Origin of the sequence: Streptomyces sp. NBC_01176 (genome assembly GCF_045039825.1) — a bacterium.
Lineage (GTDB): Bacteria > Actinomycetota > Actinomycetes > Streptomycetales > Streptomycetaceae > Streptomyces.
This window is the reverse complement of the sequence record NZ_CP108600.1, coordinates 6,821,656-6,839,432: the sequence shown is the minus strand read 5'-3', so window position 1 is coordinate 6,839,432 and position 17,777 is coordinate 6,821,656. Positions and strand designations below refer to the sequence as shown.

Annotated in this window: 16 protein-coding genes and 1 pseudogene; 10 read left to right on the top strand and 7 right to left on the bottom strand. The window is 67.3% G+C overall.

Features of this window, described 5'->3' with window-relative positions:
- The first annotated feature begins 33 nt into the window (after nucleotides 1-33).
- The gene (locus OG199_RS29560) at nucleotides 34-477 is read left to right on the top strand and encodes a hypothetical protein (RefSeq protein ID WP_405832040.1); all 444 of its coding nucleotides are present in this window, start codon (nucleotides 34-36) and stop codon (nucleotides 475-477) included.
- A 1-nt stretch (nucleotide 478) separates the two neighbouring features.
- Here OG199_RS29560 and OG199_RS29555 read toward each other — a convergent pair whose 3' ends face one another.
- Both OG199_RS29555 and OG199_RS29550 read right to left on the bottom strand, forming a co-directional pair.
- Nucleotides 479-943 (bottom strand): hypothetical protein, encoded by a 465-nt coding sequence (locus OG199_RS29555; protein ID WP_356802093.1) that lies wholly within the window; start codon nucleotides 941-943, stop codon nucleotides 479-481.
- A gap of 204 nt (nucleotides 944-1,147) precedes the next feature.
- Nucleotides 1,148-2,239 (bottom strand): annotated as a pseudogene (locus OG199_RS29550) (FtsK/SpoIIIE domain-containing protein); the annotation flags it as partial.
- Nucleotides 2,240-2,255: 16 nt separating this feature from the next.
- Here OG199_RS29550 and OG199_RS29545 point away from each other — a divergent pair.
- From OG199_RS29545 to OG199_RS29535, 3 genes are all read left to right on the top strand, one after another.
- On the top strand, nucleotides 2,256-3,032 hold the full coding sequence (locus tag OG199_RS29545) for a GntR family transcriptional regulator (protein ID WP_405834717.1): 777 nt from the start codon (nucleotides 2,256-2,258) through the stop codon (nucleotides 3,030-3,032).
- A complete protein-coding gene (locus tag OG199_RS29540) occupies nucleotides 3,029-3,703 on the top strand; it encodes a YdcF family protein (protein WP_356809263.1) in 675 nt (224 codons plus the stop codon). Before OG199_RS29545 ends, OG199_RS29540 begins: the two co-directional genes overlap by 4 nt.
- Before the next feature lie 728 nt (nucleotides 3,704-4,431).
- Nucleotides 4,432-4,950 (top strand): pentapeptide repeat-containing protein, encoded by a 519-nt coding sequence (locus OG199_RS29535; RefSeq protein WP_405832038.1) that lies wholly within the window; start codon nucleotides 4,432-4,434, stop codon nucleotides 4,948-4,950.
- Between the two features lie 38 nt (nucleotides 4,951-4,988).
- Here the strand turns inward: OG199_RS29535 and OG199_RS29530 are convergent, their stop codons facing one another.
- Nucleotides 4,989-5,969, bottom strand: coding sequence for a hypothetical protein (locus OG199_RS29530; RefSeq protein WP_405832036.1), 981 nt, complete (start codon nucleotides 5,967-5,969; stop codon nucleotides 4,989-4,991).
- 426 nt (nucleotides 5,970-6,395) lie between these two features.
- Entirely contained in the window at nucleotides 6,396-6,929 is a 534-nt protein-coding gene (locus OG199_RS29525; protein ID WP_356809264.1) for a hypothetical protein, read from the bottom strand.
- A gap of 114 nt (nucleotides 6,930-7,043) precedes the next feature.
- On the opposite strand from OG199_RS29525, the gene fxsT reads away from it, so the two are divergent.
- The 3 genes from fxsT to OG199_RS29510 all read left to right on the top strand — a co-directional run bounded on the left by fxsT (nucleotide 7,044) and on the right by OG199_RS29510 (nucleotide 12,220).
- Entirely contained in the window at nucleotides 7,044-9,947 is a 2,904-nt protein-coding gene (fxsT, locus tag OG199_RS29520; protein WP_405832034.1) for an FxSxx-COOH system tetratricopeptide repeat protein, read from the top strand.
- A 692-nt stretch (nucleotides 9,948-10,639) separates the two neighbouring features.
- Nucleotides 10,640-11,563: a zinc metalloprotease HtpX gene (htpX, locus tag OG199_RS29515; protein ID WP_351725040.1), complete on the top strand. Its 924-nt coding sequence runs from the start codon at nucleotides 10,640-10,642 to the stop codon at nucleotides 11,561-11,563.
- Between the two features lie 27 nt (nucleotides 11,564-11,590).
- Nucleotides 11,591-12,220 (top strand): hypothetical protein, encoded by a 630-nt coding sequence (locus tag OG199_RS29510; RefSeq protein ID WP_405832032.1) that lies wholly within the window; start codon nucleotides 11,591-11,593, stop codon nucleotides 12,218-12,220.
- Between the two features lie 53 nt (nucleotides 12,221-12,273).
- On the opposite strand, the gene OG199_RS29505 is transcribed toward OG199_RS29510, so the two are convergent.
- Nucleotides 12,274-13,632, bottom strand: a complete 1,359-nt coding sequence (locus OG199_RS29505) for a DUF2252 domain-containing protein (protein ID WP_405832030.1) — start codon at nucleotides 13,630-13,632, stop codon at nucleotides 12,274-12,276.
- Between the two features lie 5 nt (nucleotides 13,633-13,637).
- Nucleotides 13,638-14,135, bottom strand: coding sequence for a hypothetical protein (locus tag OG199_RS29500; RefSeq protein WP_405832029.1), 498 nt, complete (start codon nucleotides 14,133-14,135; stop codon nucleotides 13,638-13,640).
- 275 nt (nucleotides 14,136-14,410) lie between these two features.
- Between OG199_RS29500 and OG199_RS29495 the strand changes: the two genes are divergently transcribed.
- Complete coding sequence (locus OG199_RS29495; RefSeq protein ID WP_405832027.1) at nucleotides 14,411-15,640, top strand: winged helix DNA-binding domain-containing protein; 1,230 nt, start codon at nucleotides 14,411-14,413, stop codon at nucleotides 15,638-15,640.
- A gap of 380 nt (nucleotides 15,641-16,020) precedes the next feature.
- On the opposite strand, the gene OG199_RS29490 is transcribed toward OG199_RS29495, so the two are convergent.
- Nucleotides 16,021-16,329 (bottom strand): hypothetical protein, encoded by a 309-nt coding sequence (locus tag OG199_RS29490; protein ID WP_356809012.1) that lies wholly within the window; start codon nucleotides 16,327-16,329, stop codon nucleotides 16,021-16,023.
- A gap of 217 nt (nucleotides 16,330-16,546) precedes the next feature.
- Between OG199_RS29490 and OG199_RS29485 the strand changes: the two genes are divergently transcribed.
- A complete protein-coding gene (locus tag OG199_RS29485; RefSeq protein ID WP_356809013.1) occupies nucleotides 16,547-16,906 on the top strand; it encodes an arsenate reductase family protein in 360 nt (119 codons plus the stop codon).
- Between the two features lie 187 nt (nucleotides 16,907-17,093).
- Complete coding sequence (locus tag OG199_RS29480; RefSeq protein ID WP_356809014.1) at nucleotides 17,094-17,771, top strand: hypothetical protein; 678 nt, start codon at nucleotides 17,094-17,096, stop codon at nucleotides 17,769-17,771.
- The last annotated feature ends 6 nt before the right edge of the window (nucleotides 17,772-17,777 follow it).

The window sequence follows — 17,777 nt, the reverse complement described above, 5'->3', positions numbered from 1 at the left end:
ACCTGGGGGAACGAAATGGCCTACCTTTTCGGTGTGATCACGTCTCTCGGCGTGATTGCTTCACTGCTGTTTTCGGCATGGCAGACCCGCGAACTGACGCGACAGACAGCGATCAACAACGGAATCGCGGGGGCGGCAGCGGGATACAACAGCCTCGAACGGCTACATGCCGTAGACAGCTTCATCGCTACGCACCCCTGGCTGTACAACCACTTCTATGGCGGTGCGCCGATTCCGGATGATCCAGAGCAGCGGGCACGTGTGCTGGCACTGGTGAACATGTTTGCCGACTCAATCGGCTACGGACTGATGACTACTACGCTCGCGCCCGCGATTCAGGGGTACGAGGGGTGGCGGGAGTTCGCTCTTTCGGTGCGTAGCGGCTGTCCCGCACTCGTCCAGGCGGTCGGAGCAAACCCAGGCTGGTATCCAACACTCGCCGCGCATTGGAATTCCCACCCTGAAAGCGATTCTTGATTCAGCTGCCGAAGTGATTGCGCTTGATCACAGCTTTGTGGATGTTGACCGTGGTCCCGCCCTTCGGGCGGCTCGCGCTGAAGATGTGCACAGCGATCCATCCGCCGAAGATCACGGTGGCGAGGATGACCAGTTGGGTGATGAGGGCGGTGAGTGCGGCGATGAACGTCGTCAGGAGCAGCAGCCCGCCGCACACCGCGAGGAACCCGACGCCCCCGAGCGCGACGTTCACCGCGGCGCGGGAGACGGCCGGCTTGGCCGCGGCCTGTTCGGGCTGCATGGGGTTGATGGTGTAGCCGGTGACGACGCGGCCGTCCGGCAGGACGACGCTCGCCACGGTCGGAACGGCGCCCGGCTGCACCGGAATGAGCGGTGCCGGGATCACGGCGGCGGGCGTGAGCGGAGCGGGCCGGTGGACGTCCACGGCGCTCTCGTACCGGCTGTGGGCAGGGTGTTCGGGGTGCATGCGGAATCCCTTCGGGATGCGGTGCAGGGAGGCGTGGCCACTCCCTTGCGGGGCGGCTGTGGAGGGGTGTTTCGGGGGTCTGACCTGCGGGCCTCCCTGACTCCCTGAACGATCATCTGTGCAACTCAGAGGCAGGGAGGCGGGTCAGGGAGGGGTTCAGGGAGTTCTCCCTGCCTCCCTGACCTGGGCGGGGTCGGCTCCCTGCTACTCGGCAGCGGAAGCGGAACCGTCCGTGTCGCGGTTGGTGAGCGAGCGCAGGACGCGGTCACGGCTGACGACCATGACCCCGTCGGACTTGTGCGGCTCCGCGCCGGCGTCGTCCAGGACGCGCTTGAGGTCGATGAACGACCAGCCGCCGTACGCGTCCGCGTTCAGCGCGGCGAGGCGGGCGAGCACGTCCTTGGTCCGCACCCGCGGTGCGTCCCCGAGGACGCTCGCGATGTCGGCGAGTGGGTCACGCTCCTCGCCCCGCTGGATGGTGGGGGTGGTGACTCCGTCGCGCAGTGCCTTCGCGCGGTCGGTGATGGCTTTGGCCGCGTCGTCATCGACGTAGTGCGTGCGCACGGTGATGGACGACTGTCCCTTGGGGATGTCGATGCCGGACGACGCGACGACCAGCGTTCCCTGGTCCAGTCCGGGACGGAGCAGGTTCGGCGCGGCCCCGCCGTCGACGGCCTTGTCTCCGAGCGCCATCCGGGCCTGGGACTCGGTGCCCAGGGCGAGGGAGGCGCGGGTGTGGGCGCCCTCGCGGACCAGCTTGGGAAGGTTCTGGTCGGTGGGGTCCTGGGTGCCCTGCCACATCAGGACGTTGACGGCCCGCCCCTGGTTGTGGATCTTGCGGACGACCATGAAGTACCGGGACGTGGCCTTGGAGCCGCCGTAGTAGCGGCCGTCTTCGTCCTTGAGTGGGCACATGAATGCGACCTGTGCCTCATCGACCAGCACGATCAGGGCGGGGAACTGGGTTCCGGGCGGGGCCATCAGGCGCCGGTTCATCTCGCTCACGGCGCCTTCGACCATCTCGGTCACCTCGATCACGTGCTCATCGGTTGGCCCCTGGATCAGCGTGAGGGCCAGGCCATCGAACATGGCCCAGTCCCCGACGCCCTTGAGGTCGCCCATGAGGAACTGCACCGACTTGTCGAGCGAGAGCCACAGGGCCAGGGAGCGCAGGGCCACGGTCTTGCCCTGGTTCGACAGGCCCGTGATCAACAGGTGGCGCTGGTAGAGGGAGAGTGCGGCGGCATCTCCGCGCAGGTCCTGACCCCATGGGGCGCGGCCCTTGGTGTAGTCGGCACCGAAGTGGCGCGACCTGGCGGACAGGCTCGCGGAGCAGATCAAGAGCGGTGAGTACGCACCGGGCGCCCAGTTGCCCCAGATCAGGGAGTTGGTCGACGCAGGAGAAGGCTCGAAGGCCACCGTGCACCAGGCCTATAAGGCTCTGGAGGCCGAGGGCCTGGTGACGTCTACGCGCGGCCACGGCACCGTAGTGCGTCCGCGCACTCCCCTTAAGCGGCTTGGTATCGCCCGCTACGACAAGGCGAAGTGGCGTGACGGGGACGAGGTGGCGTTCATCGCTGACCGAGTTGCTTCGGGACGGGCCTATAAGCGCGACGAGCAAACGCAGACCGTAAGCCGTGTAGAGGCGAACAGCCTCGTGGCGGAGGGGCTAGGCGTCTCAGTCGGCTCTGAGGTGTACGCGCGCGCCCGCCTCGTGAAAGAGGGAACGCAGCCGACCCACACCCTGACTAGCTACTACAGACCAGAGCACGTTGAGGGCACACGCATCGTTGACCCCACCCCTGGCCCTGCCGGCCGTGGCGGCGGGTACCGGGTTCTCTATGACGCCGGGTACGAGATCGACCACATGCGAGAAGCCTTGTTCGCCCGAGTCCCTACCGCGGACGAGGTGCAGCTCCTGCAACTCCCCGCCGGTGAGCCCGTGGTCGAGCTTCACCGGACCACGTACACCGCAGATGGCACGGCGGTCGAGTTCGCAGTGGGCGTCCATTCGGCGTCTCGCTTCGCTTGGGAGTACGACTTCAAGGTTCCGGACTCGGCGGCAAAAGACAGGAAGGGCCAGGAATGATCTCGGCGCAGACATGGGCGGATGCCCGGCTTCTGTGGGACTACCACCGCATGCACCATGACCCGCGGCCCTGTTCGGTGGCTGTCGGTCTGGGCAGCCATGACCTAGGGGTGGCTGACGTGACCGCGGAGGTGTTTCGCCAAGGCATGGCGCCGGTCATCGTGTTCACCGGCGCCACCAGCCCCACGACCCGGTCACGCATGCCGCGTGGAGAGGCAGTCCACTACCGGGAGCGGGCATTGCAGCTCGGGGTCCCTGATTCCGCCGTACTCGTGGAGCCGCGCGCGACGAACACTGGCGAGAACATTGAGTTCACGAAAACGCTCCTGTCAGAGGCCGGTATCGCGGTCTCGGCAGTCCTGCTCGTGAGTAAGCCGTATGAGGAGCGGCGCTCGTACGCCATGATGCGGAAGCTCTGGGCCGACGTAGAGGTGGTGTGCGCGTCCACGCCGATGAGTTTGGAGAAGTACGCCGACTCCATCGGGGATGCTCACATGGTGATCGACATGATCGTGGGCGCCCTGCAACGCGTGCTCATGTTCCCTGGCTGGGGGCTGGCCGTCGAACAGGATGTCCCAGACGCAATCGTGGCTGCCTATGAGCGGCTGTGTGCCGAAGGGTTCACTGGACGGCTCCTGCCGGCTGACGTTGCCGCTCGTCCTGGCGGGTGATGCCGACGCAGGCTACGGGCCGACGGCGCGGTAGATCTTTCTCTCTGTCATCAAGGCCCGCGCACGGCGCGGGCACGCGCCGTCTGTGCGGCAGCGGCCTGCTTCCTGTCTGAGCCCGGCGACTGCGAGCCTGACGGGGGCGACACCGAACGCGGCTGGGGCGGTCGGCTCTGCGGCTTCGGGCAGCCACTTTGGGGCGAGCCCCTCACGGCCCCAACGTCCTGATTTAACGGGCAATCCACGGACTGCCCGACTCGCCGGAAGCTTAAGGCGCCACGATCACTTGCCCCATCGCGGCTCCCATACAAAGCCGCTCCGCCAACCTCAGTTCCGTACACAACGACCCACTGCAACAGGTACATTGCGCCCAAGCATTGACTTCACGAGAGGGGTAATAGCTTTGCTGCGTAGGAAGACTCTCCTTGTTGCAAGTATCGCAATTCTAGGTACCATCTGGATAGCGACACTAATCTGGGGACCTTGGGTATTTGATGGTAGTCACTTGAAGTCGATTACCCCCGGCACAGGAGCGGCGGTAAATGGTTTTAGAACCGCAGTGGCGGCGATCGGCATAGGTGCTGCTGCACTAGCCGGTCTCTACTTCACGCACCAAACGCATGAGCTCAGCAGATCTGCCCAATACGCGGAAAGATTCTCCAAGGCCGTAGAGATGTTGGCCGACAAAGAAGAGGCACGTCAACTGGGAGGCGTATGCACTCGAACGTATTATGCGTGATTCTCCGTACGACCGCTCGGTCGCAATTGAGACCCTTGCCGCCTTTATCAGGCTTAAATCACCCGCATCAACCGAAGGGTCAACTGGTTACATCGAGAACAAGAAAAGCCCCGTACCGGAATCTGCACGCGCAGCTTTCCATGCCATTGCTCGACGGGCGGTAAATCCCAACGATCCGCAAATTGACTTGAGTAGATGTAACCTCCGCCTAATTTACTGCGATAACGCAAATCTAGCCGGAGTTAGCTTTGCTCGATCTAATCTTCAACAGTCATCTTTTACGCATGCCAATCTCCGCGGAGCGTATTTCATGGGCGCAGAACTAGGGTTCGTTTGGTTTTCGGAATCAGAACTCACAGAATCAAAGTTCCCAGAAGCTCACGTTGGGAACTGTATGTTCGTGGAGTCCGTGCTCGATAAGGCGAACTTCGCTGTTGCTCACGACATGACTCCCGATACATTGACCGTCATGAAATCGCACGTAGGAGCTATTTTTCCGTGGACCGATTAAGGCACATTGTCGATCCGTGTGGCGACGACCCGTTCCTCTTACTCCTCGGAACTTGAGGAGAAGTGGGAAATTACTGCATCCACTTCCGACTTTTCGACAAAGCCGCCTTCAATGAAATGGGCAAACATGGATACATTTAGGCTAATGGAATCTCCTTGAGGCGATAGAAACAGCTCCCCTTTTCCGATTCCGAAGGCTGCGAGCTCATCGTCGCCATGCGCACTGAAGGCGCACAGCGGGCAGTAGAACCACCTGCCTGGGAAGCCCTCAGCCGGGCCTGTTCCAATCAGGGGCAAGTTGACAATTAGTCGGCCCTCGCAATGACAGGCCGGACATTCCTTCGGCGAACGAAAACTGTAAAGTCCACATTGCATGTGTAGGCCAAATCCGCCGACACCCTCTTTGGTGGATGACGCATCCTTATAGATAATAGAGATGGCGTCTGCAGGAACCCCGCTGAGTCGCTGATTAATCCTGTGCCGAGCTCGCTCAATCCCGCGCGCCACCTCGCGTTCTGCCCTCTGGAGCGCCGCGCTCTCGGTGATCTCGGCGATCGCAAGCCATGTGCCCCAGTAGCTGGATTTCTCCACTCCCAGGTGGGCCAGTAGATGATTGGTGGTCTTGACGAAAACTGACAGGCCATCAAAGGAGTCATCTACGCTTGCATCGAGATGAGCAATGCCATTTCGCAACTCAATCAGTTCGTCCAGATCTGAATCGCGGTCAGGAAGGACGCCAATTGTCCGCAGTCTGGCTACGGCTTGTGAAGCTCCAACGGTTCGCACTTTAGCGGCCTGCTTCACGCCTGCCAAGTGAAGCAGGGAGTCTTCCTTCCCCTTCATTTCCAGAAGCAAGAAGGGGGAATGTTTCGAAAGAGCCGATTTGGCAAGTCTTTCAATACTTACGCCAGCGTGCAAGAGGAAAACTTCGCCATCATTCCTTGCGTGTGCGTCCATAGCTGTGTCTGCAAATTTTCGAGCACCCCACCGAAGGCTCTCGTGGGAGAGAAAATCATTCATGCCTAAAAGCTAGTGGACTCCCTCGTTTCTCGCGACGATTTTACGGAAGATGCTCTCAGGCAGACGGCGAGCCCCCGTAGGTGATCTTCGCCCCCAGTCTGGTGCTCAGGTGGCATCGATTGCACATCACGCACGAGCGCCGCCCGACCCGTCCTGGTGCCCGTGGAAGCGTGCTCGTTGGTGACCAGCGTTGACAACTACCCTTAGCTCAGCAGCAGTTCAGAGTGATGATTCAGAAGGACGGCCGCGGAGCGCTGCTCCCCCACATGTCCCCCCAAAGCTGGCTTGGGGGACAGAGCGGCTGGTCAGAGGTAGTGGAGCCAGCCCGCTGTAAATCTGCCGGCGCGCCGGGCCAGGGTGACTGGCAACGGATTCCCATGTTTACCCACGATCAGCAGGCTCACCTTGCTTTCACCTCCTGGTGCGTCAAGGACGGGGGCTTGGATAGGCGCCGAGGAGGTTGGGCACGCCGCACGCGCTGGCGAGGAGGTCGGCATACGCGGCAAGGACGCGCCGGGTGTTGTTCAACGCGGTGCGGAGCTGGGCGGTCTCGGGCCAGGCGTGCTCGTGGTCGCGGCGGGAGCGGTCCGCGGGGCGGCGGCTCTCCCAGTCCTCCAGTGCAGGGTGCCAGGTGGCCAGGAGCGGGCGTACACCGTAGTTGAGCATTGCCACCGCCAGGTACCCGAAGTTGTACTCGCCGTTCCGTTTCGGTTCGGCGATCTGCGGTCCGTGACGTCGCAGGATCTCGCGAGTAGTGCCGAACAGCGAGTACTGGCTGGTCAACGCCTCTCGCAGCAGCCCCTCGTCGTCCCGCAGCGGCACCACAGACACTCGGGTGATCAGCTCTACATACAGCTCCCAGGCGGCGCGCCGCTCCGCGTCGTTGGGCTCCCAGCTACCCGCGATCTCCAGCATCGGCAGCTTCAGCCTGACTTCCACGTTCTTTGGCGCCTGGGCCATGTCGCTCCCTCTTCCTGCAATGGGATCTCGGCGTTCCCTGCCCTGTCTCACGCTATACGCGAGATCATGGCCCGTGCTCCACGTTACGAGTGCCAGGGGATTCGGGGGTCAACGGTGACCGACATCGCGCAACGAATTTTTGTCAGCTACGCAGGCCCGGACCGGGCCTGGGCGGAGTGGGCCAGCTGGCAGCTCCAGCAGGCCGGGCACCAGGTCGAGCTGGACCGGTGGAGCTGGCGCACCGGGGACGACTTCGTCCAGAAGATGAACCTTGCTCTCGACAAGGCCGACGCGGTGGTGGCCCTGTTTTCCAGGCAGTACTTCGCCCCCAAACGATGGACCCGGGAGGAGTGGTCGGCCGTCGTGGCCCTGCGGGGACGCCTTGTTCCGGTGGCGATCGAGCTTCTGGCAGATGACGACATCCCCGCCCTCCTGGCAGGGAGGCTGCGCACAGACGTTCACGGTTTGGACGAGACCGTCGCTACTGCTGCCCTGCTCGAAGCCGTCCGTGGACCGGCTCCCCCTACCGGTCCGGTCGCCTTCCCTGGCGCCGCCTCGCCCGATACGACTACGAAACCTGATGCACAGCGTCCCCGACTACCCAGCAGCGTCGGTCTGCCCGAGGTGTGGAATGTCCGTCGCCGTAACCCCGACTTTTCCGGCCGCGAGGCTGTGTTGGGGCAGGTTCGTACCGGTCTGCTGAGCGGACACCAGGCAGTGGTCCAGGCGCTCCAAGGCATGGGCGGCATCGGAAAGACCCAGATTGCCTTGGAGTACGCTCACCGCTTCGCGAGCCAGTACGACCTCGTGTGGTGGGTCGACGCCGAACGGGCGGACCAGTTGCCTGTTCGCTACACCGAACTCGCCGACCGCCTCGGTATCGCCAAATCCGATGCCGGCTCCGAGGCCAACGCCCATGCTCTTCTCCAGCATCTGCGGACGCGGCACCGCTGGCTTCTCATTCTCGACAACGCTGAACAACCCGATCAGATCGAGCCCTGGCTCGCCGAGGGCCCAGGCCACGTTCTGATCACCTCACGCAACCCCGACTGGCACGGGATCGCTCACCAGAGTGACCTGGACGTGTTCACCCGCACCGATTCCCTGGTCTACCTCCAGAGTCGTATGCCGGGAATGACCGCCGAGCGCGCCGAGCTCCTGGCGCAGGATCTCGGCGACCTTCCCCTTGCTCTCGCCCAAGCTGCGGGAGTTTTGCGCAGCGGCATGACCTTGGACCGTTACCGTCAACTCCTGACCACCAACACTGCGCGCCTCCTGCAGGAGAGCGACGTCCGTGACTACCCCGCGCCGCTGGCCGCGACGGTCACCATCGCCGCCACCCGCCTCACGGACGACGGCCACCCCGACGCCAACGCGCTGCTCCGCCTCGGTGCCTTCTTCGGCCCTGAACCCATCCCCATTGCCTGGCTAGAGACATCTCGCCCCCGCCTGGCCACGATTCCCGGTGACCCAGACGACCCGATGTGGCCACGCAAAGCCCTCCAGCCCCTAGGCCGCTTCGGGCTGGCCCGCACCGACTTCGACACCTTCCAGATCCACCGCCTCACCCAGGCCATCCTCCGCACTCAGACCAGTCCTGACCTGATCGCAGTCATTCGCGACGATGTCACTGCTGTCCTCGCAGCAGTCAACCCGGGCGACCCGCAATCTCCGGCCGACTGGCCAGCGTGGGCCTCCCTTACCGCCCACCTCACCGCCCCCCACGTCGCCACCGTCATCGCCGACCGGGCAGAACTGCGCCCCACGCTCACAAAAGCTGCTCACTTCCTCATCCGTAGCGGTCTGCCACGCACCGCCCATGACCTCAGCACGGCGCTGCATAAGGCATGGAGTACTGATTTGGGGCCGGACCACCCCGACGCCCTCACCTGCGCGCAGTATGTGGGGCACGCGACCGTCGACCTCGGAGACCTCAACAAAGCCCACCTCATCATCGAGGACACCTTCGCCCGTCGCCGCCGCGTTTTGGGCGCGGATCATCCCGACACCCTTCACTCCGCGAACGACCTTGCCGTCACCCTGGTCTACTTGGGGGAGTATGCGGAGGCTCGCCGGATGCAGGAGGATGTTCTCGCGCGTCGCCGCCGTGTTCTGGGCGAGGATCATCCCGACACCCTCAATTCGGCCAGCAACCTCGCCGGCACCTTGGGTGACTTGGGGGAGTATGCGGAGGCTCGCCGGATGCAGGAGGATGTTCTCGCGCGTCGCCGCCGTGTTCTGGGCGAGGATCATCCCGACACCCTCGCTTCCGTGGGCAACCTCGCCAACACCTTGGGTGACTTGGGGGAGTATGCGGAGGCTCGCCGGATGAAGGAGGATGTTCTCGCGGGTCACCGCCGTGTTCTGGGCGAGGATCATCCCGACACCCTCGCTTCCGTGGGCAACCTCGCCAACACCTTGGGTGACTTGGGGGAGTATGCGGAGGCTCGCCGGATGAAGGAGGATGTTCTCGCGCGTCGCCGCCGTGTTCTGGGCAAGGATCATCCCGACACCCTCGCTTCCGTGGGCAACCTCGCCAACACCTTGGGTGACTTGGGGGAGTATGCGGAGGCTCGCCGGATGCAGGAGGATGTTCTCGCGCGTCGCCGCCGTGTTCTAGGCGAGGATCATCCCGACACCCTCACATCCGCGAATAACCTCGCCACCACCCTGCACTCCTTGGGGGAGTACACGGAGGCTTGCCGCATGAAGGAGGATGTTCTCGCGGGTCGCCGCCGTGTTCTGGGCGAGGATCATCCCGACACCCTCGCTTCTGTGGGCAACCTCGCCGCCACGCTGCACGCTCTCCGTCAGTACCCGGCGGCGGTTGCCCTCTTGAAGGAGGTGCGCGTCGGCTACCTGCGCCTCCTGGGTGTAAAGCATCCCAAAACTGCACGTGCCACCCAAGAACTCGCCGCTGTGCTGACCGCTATGGGAAGGACACATGAGGCACAGCTGCTGACTGGCGGGAAGTCGAAAAGGGGCAAAGGCCGCTTCGGCCGTAAACGGCGGAAATAAAGCATGGTCATCGTCTGCAATAGGCGTGCAGGTCACGCTCACACCGTGGTCAGCCCTAAGCCCAGACACGGCACGACATGATGCTAACGGCACTAACGGCCGTTACCTGGTGGGGCAAGCGTGGGGCAACTTCACCTCGCGGTGGCTCAAGTCCCTGGTCAGAGGCAGACATGCGCGCGGTCTGTAAATCTGCCGCATTCGCCTTGGAGTCCTCGTACCGGCGCACACGCGGGGCCGCCAGGGCATCGGGGCCGGGCCGTCTGTGGGCCGTCCCAGGGTGGCCTACGACGACCAACGACGACCGACAACGACGGCGTTCTTCCTGGTCACAGCAGCGATCAGTACAAGCACTCAAAGTAGCCGGGCCAGGACGTCACTTCTACGACGTGTGAGCCGACCCGGCTTCCGTACGGAGCCCCGTCACCGCCCTCGGGTGGTGACGGGGCTCCGTCGTTGTGCGCGACGCTCGGATCGTCGTGCGCGACGCTCGGATCGTCGCGCGCGGGGCTCGGAGGGATCGTCGTACCCGGCGCACGCCGGTGTGTGCGGCGCATAAGGAAGTGGGGGCCGGCAGGGCTGTTCTTTGCCTCCCGTGGGGCCGTTCGGCACCGGTTCTTGGGCGGGCGCGGGCGCACAATGGAAGCGGGACGAGTGCCGGAGTGCGTGAGTGCCTGAGTTCGGGGTGATGCAGAATGCAGAGCCGGTTCCGGAGCGATCGGCGGCTGACCGTGCGGATGACGGTCACGCTGTTCCTGCTCGGATTGCTGTACGTGGCCTTCGTCGCCGCGTTGATCGTGTTGCTGAAGTCCTGGGTGCTGGTCGTGGTCGTCGCCGCCGCGCTGCTGGGCGCCCAGTACTGGTTCTCCGACCGCATCGCCCTGTACGCGATGCACGGGCGGATCGTGGAACGGGAGGAGCATCCGCAGCTGCACGGGGTCGTGGACCGGCTGTGTGCCGTCGCCGACATGCCGAAGCCGCTCGTCGCCGTCTCCGACCTGGACATGCCGAACGCGTTCGCGACCGGACGGAACGCCGACCACGCGGTGCTGTGCGTGACGACCGGGCTGCTGCGCCGGCTGGAGCCCGACGAGCTGGAGGGCGTCCTCGCGCACGAGCTGTCGCACGTGGCCCACAAGGACGTCGCCGTGATCACCGTGGCCTCGTTCCTCGGGGTGATCGCCGGGCTGATCGTCCGGTTCGCCTTCTACTCGCAGCTCTTCGGCGGGCGCGGGCGCAAGGACCAGAACACCCTGGCGATCTTCATGGCCGTGATGGCCGTCTCCGCGGCCGTGTACGCGATCAGCTTCCTGCTCATCCGGGCGCTGTCCCGGTACCGCGAGCTGGCCGCGGACCGGTCCGCCGCACTGCTCACCGGCCGGCCCTCGGCACTCGCGTCCGCGCTGACGAAGGTCTCCGGGGACATCGCGCGGATCCCGATGAAGGACCTGCGGACGGCACAGGCCTTCAACGCCTTCTACTTCACGCCCGCCCTCGGCGCCGGGCCCGGTATCGCCAAGCTCTTCTCCACCCACCCGAGCCTGGAACAGCGGCTCGAACAACTGGGCCGTATCTCGGCCGAGTTGGGCGAGGCGGCGACCCCCGACAACGCCACCTGACCCGTCCCTCGAAAGGCAGCCACCTGCATGGGGTTCCTGGACATCCTGCTCGGGCGCACCAAGGCCGTCGCACCTGATCTCGACCAGCTCTTCGGGCTGCCGTCGGCCGCCGTGACCCTCCAGGCCGCCGCCGGGTTCACCCCGACCGGGACGGGCGCGGTGTGCTTCGCGTCCGTCGAGGGCGCGGCGTTCGCCGAGGCCCACCGGGAGGTGCGGGAACTGCTGGAGGCGGACACGGGCCGAGCGGAGTCCTCCCCGTCCGGGCGGCCCGGCGCGGGGCCGTCGGTGGAGGTGACGCGGGACGAGTACGGGTACTCGTGGCTGGTCTCGCGGCGCGCGCCGGACGATCTGCCCGCGCTGGTGAGTGATCTGCACGCGGTCAACAGCACGCTGGAGGGCAGTGGTTTCGGGCCGCAGCTGCTGTGCTCGGTGGTGGCCTTCGAGGAGACCGAGGACCCCGAGCAGGCCGGGCAGCGGCTCGGGCTCGTCTATCTCTACAAGCGCGGCACCTTCTACCCCTTCGCGCCGTCGCCGGGCGCCGTCGGCAGTCGCGACAACGCGCTCGAGCTGCGGATCAAGGCCGCGCTCGCCGACGACCTGCGCATCGAGCAGGACCTCGGCCGGTGGTTCCCCGTCTGGGGCGCCCCGGGCCTGTGACGCCCTCCCTGGGGCGTCCTTGATCTCGGACGCCGCGCGCCGCCGTGACGGCCTCAGACCCCGCGTGCCGCCGTGACCACTCCGGCCGCCACCGCCGAGTCCAGAGCCGCGTGGTCCCTCACGTTCTGGTCCGCGTAGCGCAGGGCGAAGTCGGCGACGGCGTGCTCGAAGGTCTCGGCGCCGCCCAGGTACGCGGCGATGGCGACCCGGTCGCCGGAGCGCGCGTGCGCGCGGGCCAGCGCGGTGCCGCACAGCCGGGCGTAGGCCACCAGCTCGTCCGGGGTCATGCCGGCGACGTTCGCGGAGCCCTTCATGTCACGCAGCTGCCGCCAGTAGGAGGCGCGGCCCTGCGGCCCGGTCATCCAGCCGAGGAAGATGTCGCTCGCCGACTGCAGCAGCCGCTGGCCGGCGACTATCCGGTGGCCGGGATGGACGTACGGCCCGCCGGGCAGATGCTCCTCCAGTACGGATCTGGTGGCTTCCTTGATCTGCAGGAACAGCGGGTCGTCCGTGTCCCGTCCGGTGAGCAGCACGAGGAAGCAGCGGGTGCCGACACTGCCGACGCCGACGACCTTGCGCGCGGCGTCCACGAAGCGGTAGCGGTCCAGCAGGAGGCGGCGTTCCTCGGCGAGGGTGGAGCGGTAGTCGCTGAAGATCTTGCGCAGGGCCGCCATGTCGGAGGCGCCGGCCGGTTCGAGGAGCGGCGGGTCGCGCACGATGCGCCGGCGCCCGTCGACGGTCTCGGTGAGTTTGCCCAGGGCGTGCAGGCTGGTGCGGCGGCGGGCGCGGGTGAGGCTCGACCCGACGCGTCGTCGGCGGCCGGCGGAGCGGACGAGCGGGAGCAGCCGGTCGGCGTCGATGCGTTCGTACCAGACGGCCAGTTCGCCCCGGTCCGCGAGCCGCCGTATGCCCTTGCGGTACTCGGCCGCGGCGGCCTCGGCCGCGCGGCGCACGCGTGTCTCGGCGTACCCGTTCTCACGGGCGGCGACCGCGACGCTGGCCGCGAGCCGTTTGACGTCCCACTCGAAGGGGCCCGGGTGGGTCTCGTCGAAGTCGTTCAGGTCGAAGTGCAGGGCGCGTTCCGGTGAGGCGAACAGGCCGAAGTTGAGGAGGTGGGCGTCGCCGCACAGCTGGACCATGAGGCCGGTGTGGGGCTGGGAGGCGAGGTCGGCGGCCATCACGGCGGCGGCTCCGCGCAGGAACGCGAACGGCGAGGCGGTCATCCGCCCGTACCGGATCGGCAGCAGTTCCTGCAGCCGGTCCCTGCCCTGCCGTTCCAGGACGGCGACGGGGTCGGGCCGGTCGACGCCGGGGATCCAGACGGCGTGCGAGGAACGGGGGGCGTGCTTGCGGGCCGCCCTGCCGCGGGCCGCGCGGGCGGCGGGGGTGGCCGTGGCGCCGGTCGGGGGCACGGCCGTCAGGTCCGCACGGCGCGGGCGACGTCGCTGCCGACGGCTCCGGAGAGGGTACGGCTGCTACGGGCCGTGGCGTCCTTGGTGCCGTCCGCCGGAACGTCGTCCACCTTGACGACGACCGTGTCGAGGAGGTTGCCGCTCTTGTCGCGGAAGTCGACCTGGACGACGTACGTCCGGGACGTGGAGGTGGGGTTGGCGGCGGTGACCTCGACGGTGGAACGGCCGTCGGAGTCGGTGCGCACCCGGTCGCCGACCGTCACCTCGCTCTTGGCGTTCAGGCCGCTCCTGAACTCGTCGAACCGCCGGCCCGCCTCGGCGGTGGCGGAGGCGAGGGAGTTGCCGGCCCCGGTGGTCGCGGAGGCCAGGGCGCTGCTCGCGGCGGAGGCGAGGGAGGCGGCCGCGGAGGCGGCCTGGGAGGCGGTACCGACGGGATTGCCGTCGCCCGAGCAGCCGGTGAGGGAGAGGGAGCCCAGCAGCACGACGCCGACCGACCCCAGCACCGCCCCGCGCGCGCCGATCCCGCGCGTTCCGAGCCCGCGCGTACCGAGCCCTCGTACGGCCGCTCGTCGTACAGCGGCTCCTCGTACAGCGGCTCCTCGTCCCCGTAGCGCCGTCGCCCCCCGCTCCCCCCGTACCCGAAGCGCTCGTATCCCGTTCCTCGCCATCTCGCCTCCCGGCGTTCTGCTGCGGATTCCCTGCCTCGCGTTCACCACAGTCAAGGCCCTGAGCAGGGCATACGCATGCCGGAGACGGCAATCGGGTGAGGTGCGAGAGGATGCGGGAACGGGGGCTACGAGGCGGAGGCGGCGTGAGCGAGCAGCGGCGGCACATCGGGGTGGGGGAGCGGCGGGCCCGGCTCGCGCTGCGGCACCGGCTCACGGAACCGGGGCGCGCGGCGAGCCCCGAGGAGGTCGCCGCGTCGATGGTCGCGCTGCACGGGACCGATCCGGCGACGGTGTACCTGGCGGTGGGCGCGCGCCTCGCGGAGGCCGGGCGGACGGTGGCGGAGCTCGACCGGGCGCTGTACGGGGACCGGACCCTGGTGCGGATGCACGGCATGCGGCACACCGTGTTCGTGTTCCCCACCGAACTGGCCGCCGTGGTGCACGCCTCGACCGGCCTGGCGATCGCGGCGAAGGCACGGGCCGGACTGATCAAGGACATGAACACCGGCAGTGGCGGGCGGCTGACCGAGGAGTGGCTCGCGGAGGTCGAGGCGTCCGCGCTCGCCGCGCTGGCCCGGCGCGGGCAGGCCACCGTGAACGAACTCACCGGTGACGAACCGCGGTTGCGGGAGCAGTTCACCTATGGCGCGGGCCGGGGGTACGAGAGCGCGCACACCGTGTCCTCACGTCTGATGCGGGTGCTCGGCGTCGAGGGACGGGTCGTGCGGGGGCGTCCGCTCGGCTCCTGGACCTCGACGCAGTTCCGCTGGGCCGTCGCCCCGCCCTACCCCGAGCTCCCGGCCGGTGAGGCCCAGCGCGAGCTGCTCCGCCGCTGGCTCACGGTGTGCGGGCCCGCCACGGAGGCGGACCTCAAGTGGTGGACGGGGTGGAAGGTGACGGAGGTGCGGCGGGCGCTGGGGGCGATCGGGGCGGAGTTCGTGTCGCTCGACGGCGGGGTGACCGGGTACGTCGTCGCGGGCGACGCCGGTCCGGGCGGCGAGCCCGGCGCGCCGTGGGCCGCGCTGTTGCCCGGGCTCGACCCTACGGCCATGGGATGGCAGGAGCGGGACTGGTATCTCGCGCCCTCGCTGCGGCCCGCGTTGTTCGACCGCAGCGGGAATGTCGGCCCGACGGTGTGGTGGGACGGGCGGGTGGTCGGGGGGTGGGCTCAGCGGGGTGACGGTGAGGTGGTGTGGCGGGTGCTGGAGCCGGAGGGAGTGGGACGGGAGGGGATCGCGGCGATCGAGGCGGAGGTCGGGCGGCTGCGGGGCTGGCTGGGGCCGGCGCGTGTCACCCCGCGCTTCCGCACCCCGCTGGAACGCGAACTGACCACTCCGTGAGGCCACCGGCCCGGGTTCTCGCCCCCGCCGCCCCTACCCTCCCCCCAAGCTCTCGGCTTCGCTCGAACAGGGGGACCCCCGTCATCCCGTACCGGGGGCTGCGCCTCCAGACCCCCGTTCGGCCTGAACGGCCTCGTCCTCAATCGCCGGACGGGCTGAGACCAATTGCCGGGCGGGCTGAAATTCTGCAGCCCGGGCCCGCATCATCAGCCCGTCCGGCGTTTGAGGACGAGTCCTTCGGGCGATCCGGGGTCCAGGGGGAGGCAGCCCCTTGGCGGGGTCCGGGGCGGAGCCCCAGGGACAGGACGGGTCGGGTCGGGTCGGGTGACAGACGTCGGTGCCGGGCGTAGGACACCCGGCACCGAAACACCATCCCCCGCTCAGCGCGCGTACCGCATCAACGCCCGCACCATGTGACACGTGGTGTCCGACGGCGGATGCACCCCGATGATCGCGGCGGTGCTGCGTATCGTCTCGTTGCGGGCCTGATTCGGCACGTACACACCGGAGTCGAGCAGAGCGATCGCAAGACGCATCGCCTTGAGCCGACGGTTGTGCGTGACGTACCACTCGCGGGGACGCCCGGGCGGCAGCGGGCGCTTCGCCACGGGCTCGTACGGCAGGTCCATCAGGACCGCCCTCTTCGACGTGGACTGGGTGGGCAGCGGCTTCAGTGCGGCAGCGGGCACAGGCATCCTCCTGTCGCGGTCGGGGCGCCGCCGGCCCTCCCGGCGACCCCCTCGAACACTGCCCCCAGTTTACCGCCCCCCACTGACATCCGGGGAGAGCGCACGCCCCACAAATGCCCAGGTGAGCACCGGAATTGAGGTCGCGTCACGCCAGATTCCCAAGGTGCGCATGTGACGACAGAAATTCGAACAAACCCCTCGATGTACCGTGTCCGGCATGGAGATCTGGATCAACCCGGCCTGTTCGAAATGCCGCGGCGCCGTCGCCCTGCTCGACGCGGAGGGCGCGGACTACACCGTCCGCCGCTACCTGGAGGACGTCCCGACGCCGGACGAGATCCGGGCCGTACTGGAACGGCTCGGCCTCGAACCGTGGGACATCACCCGGACGCAGGAGGCCGTCGCCAAGGAGCTCGGGCTGAAGTCGTGGGCGCGCGACGACGGTTCACGGGAACGGTGGATCACCGCGCTGTCCGAGCACCCGAGGCTCATCCAGCGGCCGATCATCACCGCCGACGACGGCACGGCCGTCGTGGCGCGCACCGACGAGGCGGTGCGCGAGGCCCTGTCCCGCTAGCGGCCGTCCCGCCGCGGCCCCCGGCCTCCCCGCCCCGACCGCCTTCCGGGCACCCAACTCCCCCGTGACACAGGTCACTTCAGCCACTTGCGTCGACTGTTGAGCAGCCTCGTTCGGTATCTCGTACCTAGCGGCATACGGATCGCATCCGGCCGCCCATGGCGGCGGCCGGGGACAGGAGGCGCGCATGTCGCGTAGGAGAACTCTCAGTCCCAGGAAGAAGCTCGCGCTGCTGGTCGGCGCCGCGGCCGTGGCGGGAGGCGGCGCCTTCGTCATGGCGACCACCTCCAACGCGGCCCCGGTGCAGAACGCGTCCAACTCGACGGTCTGCCAGGGACTGGCCACCGCGCTGGGCAACAACCAGACGTTCATCGACGGGCAGCGGGCCAAGCCCGACGCCCAGTCGCAGGCCCGGATCGCCAACCGCGAGGCGGTCATCGCCCAGATCAAGGTCCAGCAGGCGGCGTCGAACTGCCAGGTCGGGGAGTCGGCTCAGGGCCCCCAGGCCGCACAGCCCGCGCAGCCGGCACCGAGCGCGCCGGCGCAGCAGCAGACGACCTCGCCCGCACAGCAGACCACCGCACCCGCGCAGGGGGCGGGTGGTGGTGCGGCCACCGGCCGGCAGGTCTGTGTCGGCTCGACCGTCACCCTCTCCGGTGAGGCCGGCGCACCGGCCGCCTCCAGCAACCAGTTCCCCGCCGGGACGAAGCTCAAGGTCACGAACCTGGACAACAACAAGTCCACCACCGTGCAGGTCACGTCGGTGTCCGGCAGTTGCGCACTGCTGAACAACGCCGCGTTCGAACAGGTCCGCGAGCCGGGCAAGTTCCTGATCCGCCGGGCCCTGATCGAGAAGGTGGGGTGAGGCCCG

What these genes read in the sequence shown, in the direction of transcription:
- OG199_RS29555 (WP_356802093.1), bottom strand. Translation starts at nt 943, where the DNA reads ATGCACCCCGAACACCCTGCCCACAGCCGGTACGAGAGCGCCGTGGAC.
- OG199_RS29540 (WP_356809263.1), top strand. Translation starts at nt 3,029, where the DNA reads ATGATCTCGGCGCAGACATGGGCGGATGCCCGGCTTCTGTGGGACTAC.
- OG199_RS29535 (WP_405832038.1), top strand. Translation starts at nt 4,432, where the DNA reads ATGCGTGATTCTCCGTACGACCGCTCGGTCGCAATTGAGACCCTTGCC.
- OG199_RS29530 (WP_405832036.1), bottom strand. Translation starts at nt 5,969, where the DNA reads ATGAATGATTTTCTCTCCCACGAGAGCCTTCGGTGGGGTGCTCGAAAA.
- OG199_RS29525 (WP_356809264.1), bottom strand. Translation starts at nt 6,929, where the DNA reads ATGGCCCAGGCGCCAAAGAACGTGGAAGTCAGGCTGAAGCTGCCGATG.
- htpX (WP_351725040.1), top strand. Translation starts at nt 10,640, where the DNA reads ATGCAGAGCCGGTTCCGGAGCGATCGGCGGCTGACCGTGCGGATGACG.
- OG199_RS29510 (WP_405832032.1), top strand. Translation starts at nt 11,591, where the DNA reads ATGGGGTTCCTGGACATCCTGCTCGGGCGCACCAAGGCCGTCGCACCT.
- OG199_RS29495 (WP_405832027.1), top strand. Translation starts at nt 14,411, where the DNA reads ATGCGGGAACGGGGGCTACGAGGCGGAGGCGGCGTGAGCGAGCAGCGG.
- OG199_RS29485 (WP_356809013.1), top strand. Translation starts at nt 16,547, where the DNA reads ATGGAGATCTGGATCAACCCGGCCTGTTCGAAATGCCGCGGCGCCGTC.
- OG199_RS29480 (WP_356809014.1), top strand. Translation starts at nt 17,094, where the DNA reads ATGTCGCGTAGGAGAACTCTCAGTCCCAGGAAGAAGCTCGCGCTGCTG.